A 16,708-nucleotide genomic window follows, 5' to 3' on the forward strand; every position below is an offset into this window, starting at 1 on the left:
GCTCAACCCTCCTTGACCAGGCCGAGATCGGTCAGCACGTTGCGCGTGGCGCTGTAATAGCGCACGTAGCCGGTGCAGCGACAAATGTGATGGCCGAGGCTGTCTTCGATGACCGCTTCCAGTTGGCTTTTGCTGATCGGCTGACGCTGGAGTTTTTCCACCAGCACGGTCGCGGCGTTGACGAAGCCCGGGGCGCAATAACTGCACTGGAAGGCGAACTCATCGACGAAGCGTTGCTGGATCGGATTCAGTTCGGTGACCTTGCCGCTTTCATCGCGGCGCGCATGGCCTTCGATGGTGCGGACTTTCTTGCCCTCGAAGTAATGCGCGCCGGTGATGCAGGTGCGTACTTCTTCGCTGGTGCCGTCGGGGTTGTCGACAATCACCACGCAGGCGTGGCAAATGCCCTGGCCGCAGCCCAGGCGCGAGCCGGTAAGGTTTCGGTATTCGTGCAGATAGTCAATCATCGGCAGATCATCAGGGACCCCGACGGGACCGACGGATTGACCATTGAGGGTCATTTGAAGCGGACGGTTAGCCATTGAGGGCCTCCTTGATGCGCGCTGGAGTGATAGGCAGGTCACGGACCCGTTTGCCAATTGCATGGGCCACGGCGTTGGCGATGGCGCCCACCACCGGAATCATCACCACTTCGGCGATGCCCTTGGACGGGTCGCTCGGCGACAATGGCGGAAGGATCTCCGAGGTCTGCGTCCAGACCGCGACGTCCTTGGCGCGCGGTAAACGGTAACGGTTGAAGTTCCAGTCACCCTCCCCCGGTCCACCTTCGTACAGCGGCATTTCTTCCAGCAGCGCGTGACCGATGCCCATGGCGATCCCGCCCTCGAGCTGGCCCTTGACCAGCTCCGGCACCAGCACCCGGCCACATTCAAGCCAGGAGTGATGGTTGAGGACTTCCACCTCGCCCGAGCCCTTGTTCACTTTCAGTTCAACCAGCGTCGCCACGGGGCTGTAATAGGTCACCGCCGCGTTGTTCAACTGGGTCGCCGGGTAGGCAATGTTCTGCCGATCCAGCAGGTGGAAACCGGCGCTGTTCATTTGTGCCCTGATCGCATTCGGCGCACCGTCGCCATACTTCACGGCGAGACCGTCGAGCGGCAACCGCTCGCGCACGCCATTGATGCTGTACTCGGCCTCAGCCCAGCTCCAGCGGTTGAAACCGTGCACCGTCGCGCCAGTCACCAGACCACGCTCGTGGGCACGTTTGGCCAGCACCGCAAATGGCAGCGGTTCCATGCCGTTGGCATTCAATTTGCCATCCACCCAATGGGCGTCTTCGCGGCGCAGCACATACGGGTTGGCCTGACCACCGAACGGCCCCTGACGCCAGATTTCGACGGCGGCCGGCCACAGGCCGTGATTGAACAACACACGCGCCGCTTCACGGGTCGCATGGCTGAAGTAATAGGCGGAGTTGGTCGCCGACGACGCCGAGGCGATCTTGCCGACCCAACGCGGGTTGCGCAGCATGGCGTCCTGCTCGGCCTGGCTCATGAGGTACGGGTTGCCGCTGCTGGTCAGTTGCAGCTCTTTCCATTCGGTTTCACCGGTCTTCACTTCACTGGCCGGATTGCCGAGGAAATCGGCGACCACCAAAGCCTGGGAAGTGGACATGCCGGTGCCAATCTCGATGCCGATGTGGCGCAGCGTGATATGCCCGTCAGCGGTGAATTCGATACTGGCCATCGGTGCTTCGGAACCGGTGCCGAAGTCTTTCTGGCAAATGGCGAAGCCGATGCCGTACCAGTTGTCCGGGTCCTTGGCATCCTCTTGTTTTTTCAACGCGTGACGGTTTTTCCAGAGCTCGTTGCCAGCCGCTTTTTCGAGAATTTCATGCAGGCGCAACGCACCGGCCGGCACTGCGCCCTGGGTGTTTTTCATCCCGGACAGCAGCACGTTTTTCTTGCGCAGGTCGATGGCATCAATGCCCAGCCGATCAGCAATTTCGTCCACCATCATTTCGGTGGCGGCCATGCTTTGCAGGGTGCCGTAGCCCCGCATGGAGCCGGCTTCAACACCACGTGAATGGTACGCGGTCACTTGCAGGTCGTTCTGCGGCATGTAGTAAATCGACTGTGCGGCTGTCGCACCGACCGCCGCCACCGAAGGGCTGTAGTTGATCCGCCCACCACCGTCGACGCTCATGTCCGCGCGAAAAATCTTGAAGCTGTGATCCTGTTTGTCGACGGCCAACTGGTAGCGAATGTCGAACGGATGACGCTTGATACCGCTCTGGAACTGCTCGTAACGGTCGTTGGCCAGACGCACCGGCACACCGCCGCCATACAACGCCGCCAGCGCCGCGTAGTAGACAAAGATGTTGTGGTCCTTGGAGCCGTAGCCGACGGTGTAGCCAGGGTGCATGTTCAGCGTGCTCAAGCCGAACCGCGACGGCGCGATCATCTTCGCGGTTTCAGTCGCCGCCTCCAGCGGGCACTGGGTCGCGACGACAAAATGCAGGGTCCTGGTCGCCGGGTCGTACCAGCCATTGCCGTTGTCCGGTTCCATTGCAGCCGGTTCAATCGACGGCGTCTTGTAGCGCTCGTCGAAAACCATCCAGCCTTCTGGCGGGGTTTCCAGTTGCTGCTTCATGCGATCGGCATAAAACAGACCGCGCTCGGTCAGGTTGCCATGCAGGTTTGGCTGGGCGTTCCACACCGGACGCCGTTCGCGAATCATCGGGAACAGGATCGAGTCCTTCAGGCTGGCGAATTCATCTTCATCCGCCGAGGTCGCCCCACCGACCCGCACATAACGGAAACTGCCATAAGGATCGCGTGTGTAAAACGGCGCCTCAGCGCCGTAGCGGATCGCTTTGTCGTTGAACTTGAGCGTGTTCTTGGCCTGGCGGAAGCGCTCGAAATCGTTCCAGATCAGGATCGCTACCGGGTGGCCGATGAACATCGGCACCTTGCCGGTTGGCAGCAGCGGATCGGGCGCGTGGTCTTCAGGGAAAACGATGCCGTCCTTGTCCAGGTCTTCAGCGGTGACGATGCGATCAGGCTGCAATTCGGCACCCAGCAACGACAGGTCGAATCCGTCATAAATGCGGTCGGCGCGAATGGTTTTGAGCAGCATCGCGTGGCCTTGTTGCTGTGGCCAGCCGGGCATGTCCTTGGAGCGGATGTCGCGGGCAAATACCTTGCTGCCGCACACCTTGGACAATGAGTCGTTGCGCATGCGGGCCTTGCCGTTGTTGCCGAGCCATTGCTCGGACGGCACGGTCACGCTGTTTTCCATCAAGGCAGCCAGCGCCTGGGAGCTGAGCGGGGTCAGCGTGACGCTGACGCCTGCGATCAACCCGCCCTGCAGAAAGGAGCGCCGGGATATATCACGGTTGGACATGGATCATCCTCTGGACGGTTATGAATGCCGCCCATGTCGTTATGGTGTACAGGGAAAATCTCAAATCTCAGGAGCCCTTCCTCGCAATGCGAAGGGCTGAAAAGCCGAAAAGCTGACCTAATGGTTAACTTTATAGAATTTGCCAGGCCTCGGCAAAAGTAATCAATGGAGACTCATTGGAGAGCCTGTCGACGAGTGGACAATATTGAGGACGAAAAAAAGCCCGCATGCGGGCGGGCTTGAAGGGGATATCTCAAAGGAGTCAGGCCAATTTAGGCCGGTCAGGGTGAAGACTTCGTGAAAGGGTTGTCATGGTTACGGAAATATCACAGCCCCCCAAGGAAGCCAGCGCCTTATCAACGCCCCTCACACGCCCTCACCGGGTCTTTTTCGTCTCGCCCCTTTACTACTCCACTTTTTACTCACTGACTTGCGAATGGGTTCAAGAAGAAAGAACAGTACATAGCCCGAGAGGACGAGCGCGAGATCGATCCATGATTCAGCAATGGGGCCTACGAAGTATTCAATGCAGTATTTAGCAACGAACAGCAACGAAATGCCGCCAAGCACCATCAATATGAGCACTGCAAAATCTGAAAACCTTTCCTTCAACTGGGTATATCTCCTGACTCTGTGCGGCAACCTCATGCGAGACGCCTGGAAATCTCCGCTGCTCCGAAAAATCTGCAACGATGCCGCAGAGTCATACTGGCGGTCCTGAGCGAGCTGTAATGGCGACCCGCGCTTATTCAAGGTGAATTCGATGAGCCTTCACCTCACTCGCGTAGAGGGCCAGCCGTTCTTCGGCGGTCCCCAACACCTGACACGTCTTCAGCAATGACTGGGCATCGACATCATTACCGGTCTGTTTCAGCCGCTCGGCAATGGCGTTGAGCTCCACTGCCGACCATCGCAAATCAGATGCAAGGTTCTGGAAATCGCTGCGCAGTTCGTGCTCGGGTTTGTTAAGTAACATGGCAATTCCCTCCGCGTCACGGCATCACTCGATGCGACGCTCTGAAAATCGTTTCCACTGCAAAAGACTTGATAACCCTCTTGTGCACTGGATGCAACTCCCAGATTTGCCACCTCGCTTGCGCGGCGAATCGAGCCTGCCGCCAGATCATTCGGCAGAAGTCCAATCGTCGGACCGCGACTTGACCTGATCGTTGGATCAGCCTGCAAACGCTCTGCGCCCGGCTTTCAATTCAGTACGCAGCTCACCGATAAAGTTGGCGATCTCCCGGACACTGCCCAGAGTCGACGTCGACACGCCAGTGATCAGCAGTTCAACCCGTCCGGATTCTGGATCGACAATTGTGACCCTCAACGACCTGTCGGGATTCACCGTGCAGGTGCATGTGAGTGGATAGAAACCGGACTCCACAATCTGGCAAAGCTGAAGAAGAGGAAACATGGCATTCCGTCCGTGGGGATTGCGTATCGGAGTGTTACCTGACCTTTACAGGTTAGCTGCCTCCGGCAAAAGCGAACGAATTAAGCTCAAAGTACTAGGTATTTCGCACTTTGTAATCGCGCGCCACCTGAAACGCCCCCCCCGGCAAACCATCTAGACTCCAACGCAGAAGTGCTGAAGTCTCCCGAAAGTATTAACCCTTGATAGCGAGCCACTCCCACCCAAATCCCGAGTACACAAATCATGTGTGAATCCTGTGATTCAAGCTCCGCGCCGGACGCAGATGGCCGTCGTCGTTTTCTCCGGCTTGCAGGACTAGGCGCCAGCGCCCTGCTGCTTGCCGGTGTGCTGCCTGACAGCATCGCCCAGGCCGCCGAGAAAAAGGCCCCGCCTCCAAAACCACAAAATGCGATCAGTCCCGACAAGGCCCTTCAACGACTGATCAACGGTAACAAGCGATATATCAACGGCACCTCGAAGACGCACGACTTCAAGGCCGAGCGTGAAGCCTTGGTCACCGGCCAGAACCCGTTCGTAGCAGTCTTGAGCTGCGCTGATTCACGCATCGCCCCCGAGTACGCATTCGACACGGCCCGCGGCGACCTTTTTGCGGTGCGTGTCGCAGGCAACTTCGTCACGGAGGAAGGCATGGCAAGCCTGGAATATTCGGTCCTGGTGCTCGGCGCACCGCTGATTCTGGTACTGGGGCATGAAGACTGCGGCGCACTCAATGCCGGCATCAAGGCAACAAAGGACAATGCGGTTTTCCCCGGTCAAATCCAGAAACTGACTGACGCACTGAGGCCCTCTATCGAGAAGGTACTCAAGGATCCCGGAAATCTTCTCGAGAACGCGACCGTGCAAAACGTCAAAGACACGGTAAACAACCTCAAGAAAGCCTCACCCGTACTGACTGAAGCGCTGAGCAAGGGCTCATTGAAAATCGTCGGGGGCGTCTATCGCCTGGCCAGCGGCAAAGTAGATCTGATTGCCTGATTCGCACCCTGCATCTCACCCGACGGTGAGATGCATGGCTTGTACTCGCTGGCGAGCGCCACTTAGAGGGGCCTGGCTTTATCGTGCAGTGTCTCCAGCTCGCTCTCGACCGCGCTTTGAACATCCTTCCACTTTTTCGGATTATCTGGCTGGAGCTCGTCGCGCTCCTGCCGTGCGTCGTCCGAATGGCTCGGTTCAGCTGGTTTTCGGGTACCTGGTGCTTGCGGATCGGTCTTCATGGCTCACCTCTCGTACGCCCTGTGGTCGATACGTATTAGAAGTTTAGAAACGCTCCATGTTCAAAACCAGTACCCGCCAGCGACAAATTTAAAGCAAAAAAAAGCCCAAGCAGCTGATGGACGCTTGGGGCTTAAAAATGCGTAAACCGTGGTAGGTGAACACGGACGCGATAATAGCTCACCATCCGACATGTAACAAGATATTTACATCTTTTTATCACGCAAATAATCACCTAAGTCCTTAAATAACCACACTTTTTTCAAGGTCGCAGCTCGTACGCCGCCACTTCAGCGAGAGCTTGGCGCTATTGAAATGCCCTCGCTCGCATCACCGTAAATTCGAAAATGCCTGACCTCTCCGGCATCCATGGTCGTTACCACCTCGCGTAAGGAAATGCCTAACGAACACAGGCCGTTACCCTTCAGGTCTTCGCCTGCGCCGACAAAGACTTCCCCGGGCCTGGTGAAAAATCTTGCTCCTTCACCAGGTCCCACTCGCGCAACAAAATCACCGTTCACGTAAACACCGATGTAGCAGGCCGAACCCAGCAAACCGCCATCACGCGTCACAAAAATAGTCCCGCTGTCTCCCCCGATGGGTTGCTGAAACGCAAAAACCCGATCACCTGGAACCTGAGCGGCTTTTTCTGCCGGGACTGGAGAAGTCATGCACCCTGACATGAATAAAAAGGCTGCAACCCCTATCAAAATGCGCATGTTGAGCCCTCGTAAATCCAGGCCAAGGCTTTATCACCAGCGAGTGAACAGGACAGGTCCCGGGATCGGGATCCCATGGCTGAATGCATGCAAAGAGTATAGATGTCAGGGATGAGGACCCGATCGACTGCCGTGGCCGGACAGGATTATTTCTACGCCGTTTATCGCCCGCTCGGGCCGCTCAGCATCCATTGCATGAACGCCCCGGAAGGCAATGGGACAGAGAAGAAATATCCCTGCCCGACCTCATAACCTTGCGCTCTGAGAATGTCACGCTGGGCGGCGTGCTCAATGCCTTCAGCGACAACATGCAAGGAAAGCCCCTTTCCAATACCGATGACCGACTCGCTTAATGCGCGGCAGGATGCATCGTGCTCCAGGTCATCAACAAAGCTCTTGTCCAGTTTCAGCTCACTGATCGGCAACCGCCGCAAGTACCCCAGGCTGGAATAACCCGTGCCAAAGTCATCGATTGCCAGACGTACACCCAAGGCATGCAGATCCTGGATGGTTTGCTCTGAACCAGGGCTGTTGCAAAGCAATACGCCTTCCGTCACCTCCACACACAAATCGGCGGGCTGCAATTTGCATCGGCGCAATTGCTCGTCGATCAGCCCCACCAGATTCAGATTGTGAAAGTTGATCGGTGACAGATTGATCGACATGGACGGGACCACGAATCCTTGTCGGCGCCACTGCGCCAATTGCCCACAGGCCTCTTGCAATACCCATTGGCTCAACTCATTGATTAACCCGCACTCCTCGGCCAAAGGTATGAATCGCGCTGGCGAGATACTGCCCAGTGTGGGGTGTTCCCAGCGTGCCAGCGCCTCTACGCCGACAAGACGTCCGTTCCTCAGGTCGACTTGTGGCTGATAGGCCAGTTGAAGACCATTGTCAGCCAGGGTCACACGCAACGCCGTCTCGAGTATCAAACGTTCCTGAGCGATCTTGTTCATCTCTTCGAGGAAAAAACTGAAGCCGCCGCGTTCGGTACGTTTGGCCTGGTACATCGCAATATCAGCGCAATGCAGCAGGTTTTCCATATCCTGCCCGTCATCTGGAAACATGCTAATACCGATGCTGGCCGACAGGACCACGGAGGTGCCAGCTATATTGGCCGGAGTACTCAGGGTCATCTTCAGCCGTTCGAGAAAGGTTGTGACCTGCGTGGCATTCATCCTTGGAAGCACCAGAACGAACTCATCGCCGGATAACCGCCCGACAATGTCCGCCTCCCGCAGCACACTGCGTAGCCGTTGCGCCATGACTTGCAGCAACTCGTCGCCCGAAGCATGTCCCAGTGCATCATTGACCTGCTTGAAGCGATCCAGGTCGACAAACAGCACCGCCAGCCCGGCCTGTTCTTGAGCAACTTCGGCAATGGCCCGGTCCGCCTGTGCAAGCAAAAAACTGCGATTGGGCAAGCCGGTCAACGCATCATAAAACGCCATTTTTCGAATGGACTCACGCGCCTCTTCCCGCTCGAGCGCCAACATGCACAGGTGCGTTCCCGCCGTCACCAGGTGCGCATGCAAGGTATCGGGACCGCGACATTCCCTGAAATAGAGTGCAAAGGTGGCAGCGATCCGGCCTGCGCTATTGCGCACGGGAATAGACCAGCACGCTCGCAAGCCCGACTTCTCGGCCAGAGACTTGTAATCCGCCCAGAGCGGATCGTGATTGATATCCGTCACCAGAACCGGTTCGCCCCTGTAGGCCGCCGTCCCGCAAGACCCCGCAACAGGACCTATCGGTAGTCCCTCGATCGCTCTGGAGTAATCGGTCGGCAAACCAGGACTGGCCAGCGGGTGCAGAAAACCCTCCGGGTCCACGCTCAGGATCGAAACGATGACTTCGGGCGCAATGCGTTCGATCTCCTGGCACATCAGGGTCAATACGCTTTCCAAAGACTGCTCTTTCAAAAGAGCCCCTATCACCTTGTCCTGCAACACCTCATGCAGCTTTGACCGGGTGATGTCAGTCAGCACAATGACGATGTTGTCGACCTTCCCGTGAGCATCGAACACGGGGGTCGACGAAATATGCACCCACAACCGTTGACCATTACGCTTGCTGATCAGTGCGCTGGCTTCACTGGATTCACCACGCAGGACTCTTTCGAGCACCGCTTGCGCACGCGTTTCGGCCTGAATATCGGAGACAAAGAACATCAGGGGCGACCGTCCGATGACCTCCTCACGGGAATACCCGAGCAATCGAATGAGCCCGTCATTGACATAGATAAGGTGTGCATCGGCGTCGACAATACAAGTGGCAGAGCTGGTGATATTGACCGACATCGACAGCAACCGGTGTTCGATATCTTTCAAGCGCGTCTGTGTCACATCCTTGACGAAGGCCGCATACAGGATTCGGCCCTGCAAGGTAATTTTCGAGATCGACATCGCGCCCCAACGCTCCTCGCCATCCTTGCGCGCGATATGGACATCCCGGCTGACACCCACGATCTTGTTGACTCCGGTCTCCCGGTTCGCGTCGACATAACCGTCGTGCCGGGAACGCAGGGTGTGAGGAACCAATGTATTGACGTTACTCCCCAGTATTTCCAGACGGGGACAGCCCCAAAACCGTTCGGCAGCCGCATTGAAAAACACCACGTTGTTCTGGTCATCAATGACCACCACGGCATCGACAGCCTGCTCCAGTGTTTGGACGAAAAAGTCTTCTGCCTCTTCACCGCTCGCCAGTCTGACTCTCGTGTCCATAATCGCCACTTTTCCAATGCCACCACCCCCACCCTCCCTGGCTGCGTGTGGGGCATCATAAGAACCTTCAGACCAGGAAGGGACCTCTCATCGGAGCAACGCGCACTACTGTTTCTACATCGAAAGTCGGGATTTATTCACTCTGGTCGCCCCATGCGTCACTGTGCCCTTGGCTTGAAATCACAGAATAGCCTTGAAGTGACAGATAGACCGATCCAATCCACCGTACGACGCCCGGATACGAAAAAGCCCAGCATCATACTGGGCTTTCTCGACTTCAAACCAACTCAATGAAGCTGACGCTGCCTCTGTAGCTCGGTCTTCAGCCAGAGGCTTGAAGGTTGTACGCCTGCGGGACATCGCACTTCATAGAGGCTGCCACTCATGCTGCTTTTAGTGGCCGCCAGATCGATGAAGTCTTCTGCACTGCCGATCATGTTCTTGCCTTCGAGGTAGTTCAGCTTTTTCTCCAGATGCGCCCGAGCCTGGGAACCCGGATACTCACTTCCGTTACGCACGAACCGACACTCACTGTGCTCGACAAAATCCAGCAGGCTCTTTATTTCTTGGGCGGCTTGAGGTGAGGTTTGAGCCTGGGCATAGGCCATCATTGCGATCAGGCCGATACCCGCCGCCATCAACCACTGGCTGACGGGCCGAACCGTCCTTGCTGTCAGAATCTGCATGACCTTTCCTCGTTTCGACCAGGCCTCAAGCGTCAGTCATCTCTGTTGTCATGATCACGATTGTGGTAACGACCTTCGCCCTGATCATTGTCACGACGCTCGTATCCACGGTCATCATGGCGATCATAACTACGATGATACTCACGACCATGATCACGGCCTCGGTCATGATCTCGGCCGTACCCGTCTCCATCTTCCCAGTAAGGCCAGCAGCCTCCCAGCAGGAGAGAGCTTGAAATGGCCAGGATCATTATCGCTGTGCGCTTCATATGAACATCCTAAAAGCAAGGGTCAGTACTACGGAGAAGGAGTGTCACTACCCGCAAGTTTAGTTCGCAGAGCGTTCACCCATAGATACGACCATCAAGCGGATTAATGATTCATTAGTGAGCGGTGGTACACCAGAAAACAGGTCCGGTGATTATCAAGCCTGACTGGCTTAAGGGGCGTTACCCGTGCGTCGCGCGATTTCGATCCCCCAGTCCAGAGCGTCTTCCATGTCCAGCAGATGCGGTTTTGGATCGTGGTCCTCAAAGAGGACCGTACCGTCAGGCTGGTAAACACCGATGAACATCTGCAACGAGCCGTCCCTCAGGATCTTGGTCTTGACCTCGATCTTGCGTCCGTTCAAAAGCGTTTCCGAGTGGATCATATGGCGCTCAGTCATTGCTGCATCCCTCTGTTGGTTGTTAGTCGAGTAACCCGCACTAAAGAGCCCACCGCGTACGGGCTGTTTTTTTTGCTCCTGTGTAAACTCTCGACAACGTGCCACGATCCCAGTCGAACTTTGGCTCTGCCGCGCCCTCTACAGTTCTAGTGCTCTCTCTATCGTCAATGCACTGACGAGAGCAGCTTGGCGACCGGAAGCAACAACGCACGTTTCAAAATGCTCAATAGTCAAAATAGCAGTCTGAACACAAAAACTACTTATTGAGGTGCACAGCATGCGAATCACACTGCTTACCCTTGCTCTTGGTGCCCTGATCACACAAGGAGCAATGGCCGCTGGAGATGGCACCGCAGCCGTTGGCGGAGGCCTTGGCGGCGCACTGGGCAACATAGTTGGTCAGCAAATGGGCGGAAGCACCGGTGCAGCGATCGGCGCGGGTGTAGGGGGCGCTGCAGGCAGCGCTGTCGCTGCGCCGAGGGGCAACAAAACCAACGCAGCGATCGGTGGCGGGCTCGGGTCGGCGGGTGGTTCGGTCATTGGTCATCAGCTGGGCGGCTCAACCGGCTCCACCATTGGCGCAGGCCTCGGCGGTGCGGCGGGCGGCGCACTCGGCAATAACCTGTCCGACGATCATCGCAATCGTGGCTCAGAGGGCAGAGGTTACAACGGTAAACACCATCATAAATACAAGAATAAGTACAAACACGATTAAACGGTTGAGTTGACGTGCACGTTCAAGCCCGATCTCGTGTCGGGCTTTTCCCTTCACCGGGTTCGCTCCAACCGCCGCTACTGGCTATAAGACGCCCTCCTCCCGGCAGTCGATTGAACTGCCGGGCTCGAGACGAATTTATCCTGGCTCCGCTACATCGAACTCATGCATGGCGATACTCTTGTGCCTGATGATAGTCACCGTAGTAACGCCCACGATCATGTCCGCGACGGTCATGGTCATGCCAATATGGCCAGCAACCGCCAAGTAACAACGCCGCTGACACCACAAAAATCAAAGCAGTTGTGCGTTTCATTTGATCATCTCCGGGCAGGCCCGTGCCTGACGTTATAGTCGTTTGATGCCCTCGGATTGAGGAGGTTCAAAACGCCCGGTTGCTGAAGATCCCACGCCACGAAACCTGTCACTCATCCGCCTTGAAGTCCCCGAACTCGTGGGGCAGCTCCATCCAGGCATCAAGGGATGCGATCTGCCGCGCTACAGCCGCATCCCATTCCGCGCCTATAGCCCTGTTCTCACGCATCATCTTGTGAACGGCGACCGTAGCCTCTTCATACTCATGATGAACCTCTAACGCTTTCGCCAAAAACTCTTCTTGCCGGTTCATAGGGGCGCTCCAGAGACAGGTAAGAAGTATTGACCCGCTACCACTGGCGCGCCAATCGGCAAGCAGTCGTACATCGGATGTGCCTGTCGGCCCCCGCGAGCCGGCGAGAAGGTTTTTGGGTGAGAGGGTCAGCGGCAGAAAAGAAGAGGGATCAATGAGCCCGATGCACTGGTGCGCGAGCAGTTGGCCAAAGTCGCAGCTACTTTTCCCTGTATCGGCAATCAGACTCATTGATCGTTGCCCAGCTCAATGTTGGGCGATTTCCATTTAGCCAAATGGAGATGCAAGAGCACGCAGACAGCGTGCCGTGCACTATTTTTTTAACAAAGCTGCTTCGGCACGTCTAATAACCTTTTGCCCCGCCGTTATAGGCTCAGGAAATATTCCCACGCCCTTCACCCGTGCGGCTCGGCTCCTTACCCCGGTGTCCTGCTGACCGTATACCACCCGCGCGGCACCATTTGCTCTCGATAGAGCCCTCATCCCGCTCATTTTTAGACTACGCTTGCATCATCGCTCACGATATTCAGTGTTGATCAGCACGAATAGATTTGGCTTGTTTTGTACTCCATCCTTGCAAGTAGCTATAGAAAAATCCATCCAGCACATAAGAATACCTGCGCTCTTATTTTCACGGAGGAAAAACCATGAGACAAACAATAAACGTCGTTATTACTCCAGCAATTACCGCAACACTCGAGTTCTGGCCAGCGCCAGCAGTTTCTCGCACCTTACTCTTATACACTCATGGAATGCAGAACCCAGTATATTTAGAACCACCGCCATCACTCCCACCCAAAAACTATGCGTTTACCATCCCCTTTAATTACGCGTTATTCAACCCAGAGTTTACCTCTCCAGACAACATAGAGAACCTGCAAATATACACTGAGACCTTCATCGGAAGCGCTGCGAGCTTCACCTCACCAGCTCCTCAGCTCTACATTTACCCTTATTTGTTTGCACAAGCACCCCGTATCGATGATGCACTTGACGCTCTTGATGTACATGGCGTTTGCGACTTAATGTACCTAACTGATCTTACGATAGGTACTGACTATATTCGACTTGAGCAGCTTATTGCCTCACCGCACCCTGCAGGTGGAACCTTTCACACAACTTACGATTCATTTTTTCTTCTTGCGTGTCGCTCTAGCACCGCAGGACGAGTGATCGGTTTTGGTGGAGCTCCAGCAACAGGCCCAGATGGTCTCTATAAAGGAGATGATAGTTTTATCATACGTTGGTAGTCCCCATCTCGTACTACCTGACAATAGACATTATTCAACTATGAGTAGTCCACGTTTCACCAATTAATCGGAAAACTGCGTCCGACCTGGCGCATACGGCGGTGGACGCACTCGAAGACCGGGTATCGCCTGATTGAGAGGTATCCGTCGTCTGACTCGGTGCAACGCGTTGGTTCTTCGATCTCACGCCCTTGCTCGACGGCGTATATCGGCAGCCTGCCGGTGAAAGGAGGGCGAGGAACGCATATGCCCCACGCACTCGACGACCGACCTCTACTGGTCCAGCCCCAAAAACGCGATTTGCGCGCAAAGGCCGGTACATCCGCAACCGAAAAGGCGAGAAAGTCTCGCCTACCAAGTGAGTTGCGGAGCAACGCTAAAATTGCGGACCAGAAACGAACAAGGGTTTGCTTAGCTTTCGCTCGCAAACCCTTGATAAATATGGTGCCCGAAGCCGGAATCGAACCGGCACGCCCTTACGAGCGGGGGATTTTAAGTCCCATGCGTCTACCAGTTTCGCCATTCGGGCGGTAGCGCGGTGAAGCGTTCAAGAACGATCGAATTAACGATCAATCCTTTTTGGTGCGGTGCAGCAGGGGAAGAAATATATACACCCCTTCCCCGCTAAGCAAGTTCACTAACGTCAAATTCAAGACAAAATCTTGTCGTCTACTGCAAATAAAAAAGCTCCGTAAATCAGTGATCTACGGAGCTATTTATAGTGGAGGCCGAGGTCGGAATCGAACCGGCGTAGGCGGATTTGCAATCCGCTGCATAACCATTTTGCTACTCGGCCCCAAACGTCCGATGCCTTAAAAACAACATCAAACGCATAAAAACTGGAGAGGGAAACTGGATTGCTATCTGTTTCCAACCCTTTGATATCTAAAGGGTTTTTATCGTTCCTGAATCAGGAATGGACGCAATTCTGGACGTGTTCGCCGGGCATGTCAAGGACAGGAAGAAAAAAATTCTGTAGCACCCTACCGAGTGCATTCCGCAACCAGGCAGACGATGTCACAGGGCAATGTGTCCACGAGCATCACTACTGGATATTTCGCCATTCGTACCTACGCTGATTCGCCAGGGATCCAGGTTTCTGGCGGGCTGTGGTTGAGTGAGGTGCGAAATCGATACGGATGATGCCGGCCTCCCCCCTAAGGCGACCTGAATAAAACGTTTCAACCCATGGAGTAAAAATATGGACCTATCCAGAAACTTGCTTATCGGTGTTGCCTTGACCGGCCTGATGCTCGGCGGTTGCACCTCAAAAGTGACACAGAAGGAACAATACTCGGGGTTTCTTTCCAACTACAGCAACCTGCAAGAAGTCACCACGCCCAGTGGCGAGAAAGCCATGCGTTGGGTGACGCCTTCCTGGAACCCGAACGCTTACAACACGGTGGCCTTCAAGCAACTGGAACTGTACCCGGCCCCCAAGCCCAATGAGCGAGTCAACCGCCAGACGCTGGATCAGTTGCAAACCTACATGACGGACAGTGCCAAGAGCACACTGAGCCAGAAGTACCGTGTGGTGCCAAACGTTCAGTCGGCCCCTGCCGGTTCTCGCGTCCTGATCGTACGCGCCGCGATTACCGGGGTCACGGCTTCTAACGAAGGCATGAAATGGTATGAAGTGGTTCCGGTTGCGGCCGCGATAGGTGCGACTCAGGCGGCCACCGGTCACCGCGACCAAGACACCGAGTTGTTCATCGAAGCCGAAATGATCGATGCGAGCAACGGCCAAACCGTGGCTAAAGTCGCTCGCAAGGTCTTCGGTGAACAGTTGAAAAATACAAGCCAGCAGGTGACTGCCAACGATTTCAAGGCGGCACTGAAGAAACTGACCAGCGACATGCAGGCATTCCTTCGATAATTCCTTCGATAACAACGGGGGGTAAAACGCCGACTCAGTTCACGGGGCTGAGTCGGCGGTTGTTACAGATACCAACGGTACTCGCGCGCGCTGATCTCCTGCATGAAAGCCAGGTGGTCCTGGCGCTTGTTCTCGCAGTACACGTCAACAAACTCCGCCCCCAAACCCTCGCGCAGCTGTGGCTGATGCTGCATGGCGCGCACGGCTTCGAGCATTTCCAGCGGGAAATCGATCCCGCTGTTGCGGTCTTCATTGAGCGCTGCGATCGGCTCGCGACCGGCTTCCAGCCCCTGCTCCAACCCCACCAGGATTGCTGCCAGCACCAGATAAGGGTTGGCATCCGCGCCCGCCAGGCGATGCTCGATACGCAGATTTTTCGAATCCGAATCGGGAATCCGCACGCACGCATCGCGATCCTCGAAACCCCAGCTGGCACGTGTCGCCGCGTTCACCGTACCGCCCAAACGCCGGAAGGCGTTCTGGTTCGGCGCGAAGATCGGCATGCAATGCGGCAGCAGTTCCAGGCAGCCGGCCACTGCATGCCGCAGTGCTTGCTGCTGGTTGGCGGCCAGCAGGTTTTTACCCTCGGCATCATAGAGGCTGACATGCACATGCATGCCGCTGCCCGGATGCTGCAAGTAAGGCTTGGCCATGAAGCTGGCGCGGTAACCGTGCTTGAGTGCGACGCCACGGGTGCTACGGCAAAACAGCGCCGCCCAGTCGGCAGCGCGCAGGCCGTCATCAAGGTGACCGAAATTGATCTCGAACTGGCCCGGCCCAAGTTCGGCAGTGATCACCGTGGTATCGATGCCTTGCGCCCTCGCCGCTTCGACCATTTCATCGAGCACCGGCGAAAAGCGCGACAGCCGCTCGATGTGCATGTTCGGTTGATCATCGGCATCGTCCGACAGCTGATCGCGGGGGAACTGCGGCTGCCCCTCGCGCAGCTGTTTATCGAACAGATAGAACTCCAGTTCGAACGCCACTACCGGATGAATACCTTTGCCACGCAACCGCTCCAGCACTTGCGCGAGGACCTCGCGGGGCTCGAAGACAATCGGCTTCTCGGTGCCGTCCGAGGTGATCAGCATCTGCCCCAGTGGCTTGGATTCCCAGCTCACCGGCTTGAGCGTGCCTGGCACCAGGCGCCGCAGGGCATCCGGGTCGCCGTCGTTAAAACAGTAGTCGCCGATTTTGAACAGACCACCCTGCACGCCCAGTAATACGCAGTTCTGCGGCAGCTTGAGAGCGCTGCCGGCAGCCACTTTTTCGAGCATCTCTATCGGATAGCGCTTGCCGTAGAAATGCCCGGGAATGTCCAGGGAGATCAGGTCGACATAGCGCACCTCGGGGTAGCGTTGGCGAAAAGCACGCACTTCGGCCAGCAGATCAGAGCAGGCAGCATCCATCGTTGTTGTTCCT

Annotated in this window: 17 protein-coding genes and 2 tRNA genes; 4 read left to right on the forward strand and 15 right to left on the reverse strand. The window is 56.1% G+C overall.

Translation table 11 applies throughout. The annotated features are described in order from the left end of the window. Positions 1-2: 2 nt before the first annotated feature. The 5 genes from AC1DIH_RS14800 to AC1DIH_RS14820 form a co-directional block, all read right to left on the reverse strand. Positions 3-542, reverse strand: coding sequence for a (2Fe-2S)-binding protein (locus AC1DIH_RS14800; RefSeq protein ID WP_477772234.1), 540 nt, complete (start codon positions 540-542; stop codon positions 3-5). Next, positions 535-3,366, reverse strand: coding sequence for a xanthine dehydrogenase family protein molybdopterin-binding subunit (locus tag AC1DIH_RS14805; protein WP_477772235.1), 2,832 nt, complete (start codon positions 3,364-3,366; stop codon positions 535-537). The genes AC1DIH_RS14800 and AC1DIH_RS14805 overlap by 8 nt, the downstream gene beginning before the upstream one ends. A 366-nt stretch (positions 3,367-3,732) precedes the next feature. After that, on the reverse strand, positions 3,733-4,119 hold the full coding sequence (locus AC1DIH_RS14810; RefSeq protein WP_477772236.1) for a hypothetical protein: 387 nt from the start codon (positions 4,117-4,119) through the stop codon (positions 3,733-3,735). Continuing rightward, positions 4,112-4,342: a hypothetical protein gene (locus AC1DIH_RS14815; protein WP_477772237.1), complete on the reverse strand. Its 231-nt coding sequence runs from the start codon at positions 4,340-4,342 to the stop codon at positions 4,112-4,114. The genes AC1DIH_RS14810 and AC1DIH_RS14815 overlap by 8 nt, the downstream gene beginning before the upstream one ends. Positions 4,343-4,540: 198 nt before the next feature. Further along, positions 4,541-4,783, reverse strand: coding sequence for a DUF1652 domain-containing protein (locus tag AC1DIH_RS14820; protein WP_477772238.1), 243 nt, complete (start codon positions 4,781-4,783; stop codon positions 4,541-4,543). Between the two features lie 243 nt (positions 4,784-5,026). Between AC1DIH_RS14820 and AC1DIH_RS14825 the strand changes: the two genes are divergently transcribed. Next, positions 5,027-5,779, forward strand: a complete 753-nt coding sequence (locus AC1DIH_RS14825) for a carbonic anhydrase (protein WP_477772239.1) — start codon at positions 5,027-5,029, stop codon at positions 5,777-5,779. Between the two features lie 62 nt (positions 5,780-5,841). Here AC1DIH_RS14825 and AC1DIH_RS14830 read toward each other — a convergent pair whose 3' ends face one another. The 5 genes from AC1DIH_RS14830 to AC1DIH_RS14850 form a co-directional block, all read right to left on the reverse strand. Then, positions 5,842-6,018 (reverse strand): hypothetical protein, encoded by a 177-nt coding sequence (locus tag AC1DIH_RS14830; protein WP_477772240.1) that lies wholly within the window; start codon positions 6,016-6,018, stop codon positions 5,842-5,844. A 288-nt stretch (positions 6,019-6,306) separates the two neighbouring features. Then, entirely contained in the window at positions 6,307-6,735 is a 429-nt protein-coding gene (locus AC1DIH_RS14835) for a hypothetical protein (protein WP_477772241.1), read from the reverse strand. A 161-nt stretch (positions 6,736-6,896) separates the two neighbouring features. After that, positions 6,897-9,464 carry an EAL domain-containing protein gene (locus tag AC1DIH_RS14840; protein WP_477772242.1) on the reverse strand — a complete coding sequence of 856 codons (2,568 nt, stop codon included), beginning with the start codon at positions 9,462-9,464 and terminating at the stop codon, positions 6,897-6,899. Positions 9,465-9,751: 287 nt separating this feature from the next. Then, positions 9,752-10,150: a YfeK family protein gene (locus AC1DIH_RS14845; protein WP_477772243.1), complete on the reverse strand. Its 399-nt coding sequence runs from the start codon at positions 10,148-10,150 to the stop codon at positions 9,752-9,754. A 439-nt stretch (positions 10,151-10,589) separates the two neighbouring features. Continuing rightward, positions 10,590-10,817 carry a hypothetical protein gene (locus AC1DIH_RS14850; RefSeq protein ID WP_477772244.1) on the reverse strand — a complete coding sequence of 76 codons (228 nt, stop codon included), beginning with the start codon at positions 10,815-10,817 and terminating at the stop codon, positions 10,590-10,592. A 277-nt stretch (positions 10,818-11,094) separates the two neighbouring features. On the opposite strand from AC1DIH_RS14850, the gene AC1DIH_RS14855 reads away from it, so the two are divergent. After that, positions 11,095-11,532 carry a glycine zipper domain-containing protein gene (locus tag AC1DIH_RS14855; RefSeq protein WP_477772245.1) on the forward strand — a complete coding sequence of 146 codons (438 nt, stop codon included), beginning with the start codon at positions 11,095-11,097 and terminating at the stop codon, positions 11,530-11,532. 163 nt (positions 11,533-11,695) lie between these two features. On the opposite strand, the gene AC1DIH_RS14860 is transcribed toward AC1DIH_RS14855, so the two are convergent. Both AC1DIH_RS14860 and AC1DIH_RS14865 read right to left on the reverse strand, forming a co-directional pair. Then, positions 11,696-11,848: a hypothetical protein gene (locus tag AC1DIH_RS14860; RefSeq protein WP_158002036.1), complete on the reverse strand. Its 153-nt coding sequence runs from the start codon at positions 11,846-11,848 to the stop codon at positions 11,696-11,698. A gap of 108 nt (positions 11,849-11,956) precedes the next feature. Beyond that, positions 11,957-12,160, reverse strand: coding sequence for a hypothetical protein (locus AC1DIH_RS14865; protein WP_054597749.1), 204 nt, complete (start codon positions 12,158-12,160; stop codon positions 11,957-11,959). Between the two features lie 647 nt (positions 12,161-12,807). Here AC1DIH_RS14865 and AC1DIH_RS14870 point away from each other — a divergent pair. Further along, the gene (locus tag AC1DIH_RS14870; RefSeq protein WP_477772246.1) at positions 12,808-13,410 is read left to right on the forward strand and encodes a hypothetical protein; all 603 of its coding nucleotides are present in this window, start codon (positions 12,808-12,810) and stop codon (positions 13,408-13,410) included. A gap of 442 nt (positions 13,411-13,852) precedes the next feature. On the opposite strand, the gene AC1DIH_RS14875 is transcribed toward AC1DIH_RS14870, so the two are convergent. Next, positions 13,853-13,939 (reverse strand) — tRNA-Leu (locus AC1DIH_RS14875). A gap of 193 nt (positions 13,940-14,132) precedes the next feature. Further along, positions 14,133-14,206, reverse strand: a tRNA-Cys gene (locus tag AC1DIH_RS14880). 405 nt (positions 14,207-14,611) lie between these two features. Between AC1DIH_RS14880 and AC1DIH_RS14885 the strand changes: the two genes are divergently transcribed. After that, positions 14,612-15,286 carry a DUF3313 domain-containing protein gene (locus tag AC1DIH_RS14885; RefSeq protein WP_477772247.1) on the forward strand — a complete coding sequence of 225 codons (675 nt, stop codon included), beginning with the start codon at positions 14,612-14,614 and terminating at the stop codon, positions 15,284-15,286. A gap of 62 nt (positions 15,287-15,348) precedes the next feature. Here AC1DIH_RS14885 and AC1DIH_RS14890 read toward each other — a convergent pair whose 3' ends face one another. Beyond that, positions 15,349-16,695, reverse strand: coding sequence for a glutamine synthetase family protein (locus tag AC1DIH_RS14890; protein ID WP_477772248.1), 1,347 nt, complete (start codon positions 16,693-16,695; stop codon positions 15,349-15,351). Positions 16,696-16,708: the final 13 nt, after the last annotated feature.

The organism is Pseudomonas sp. 05N36, assembly GCF_056397385.1.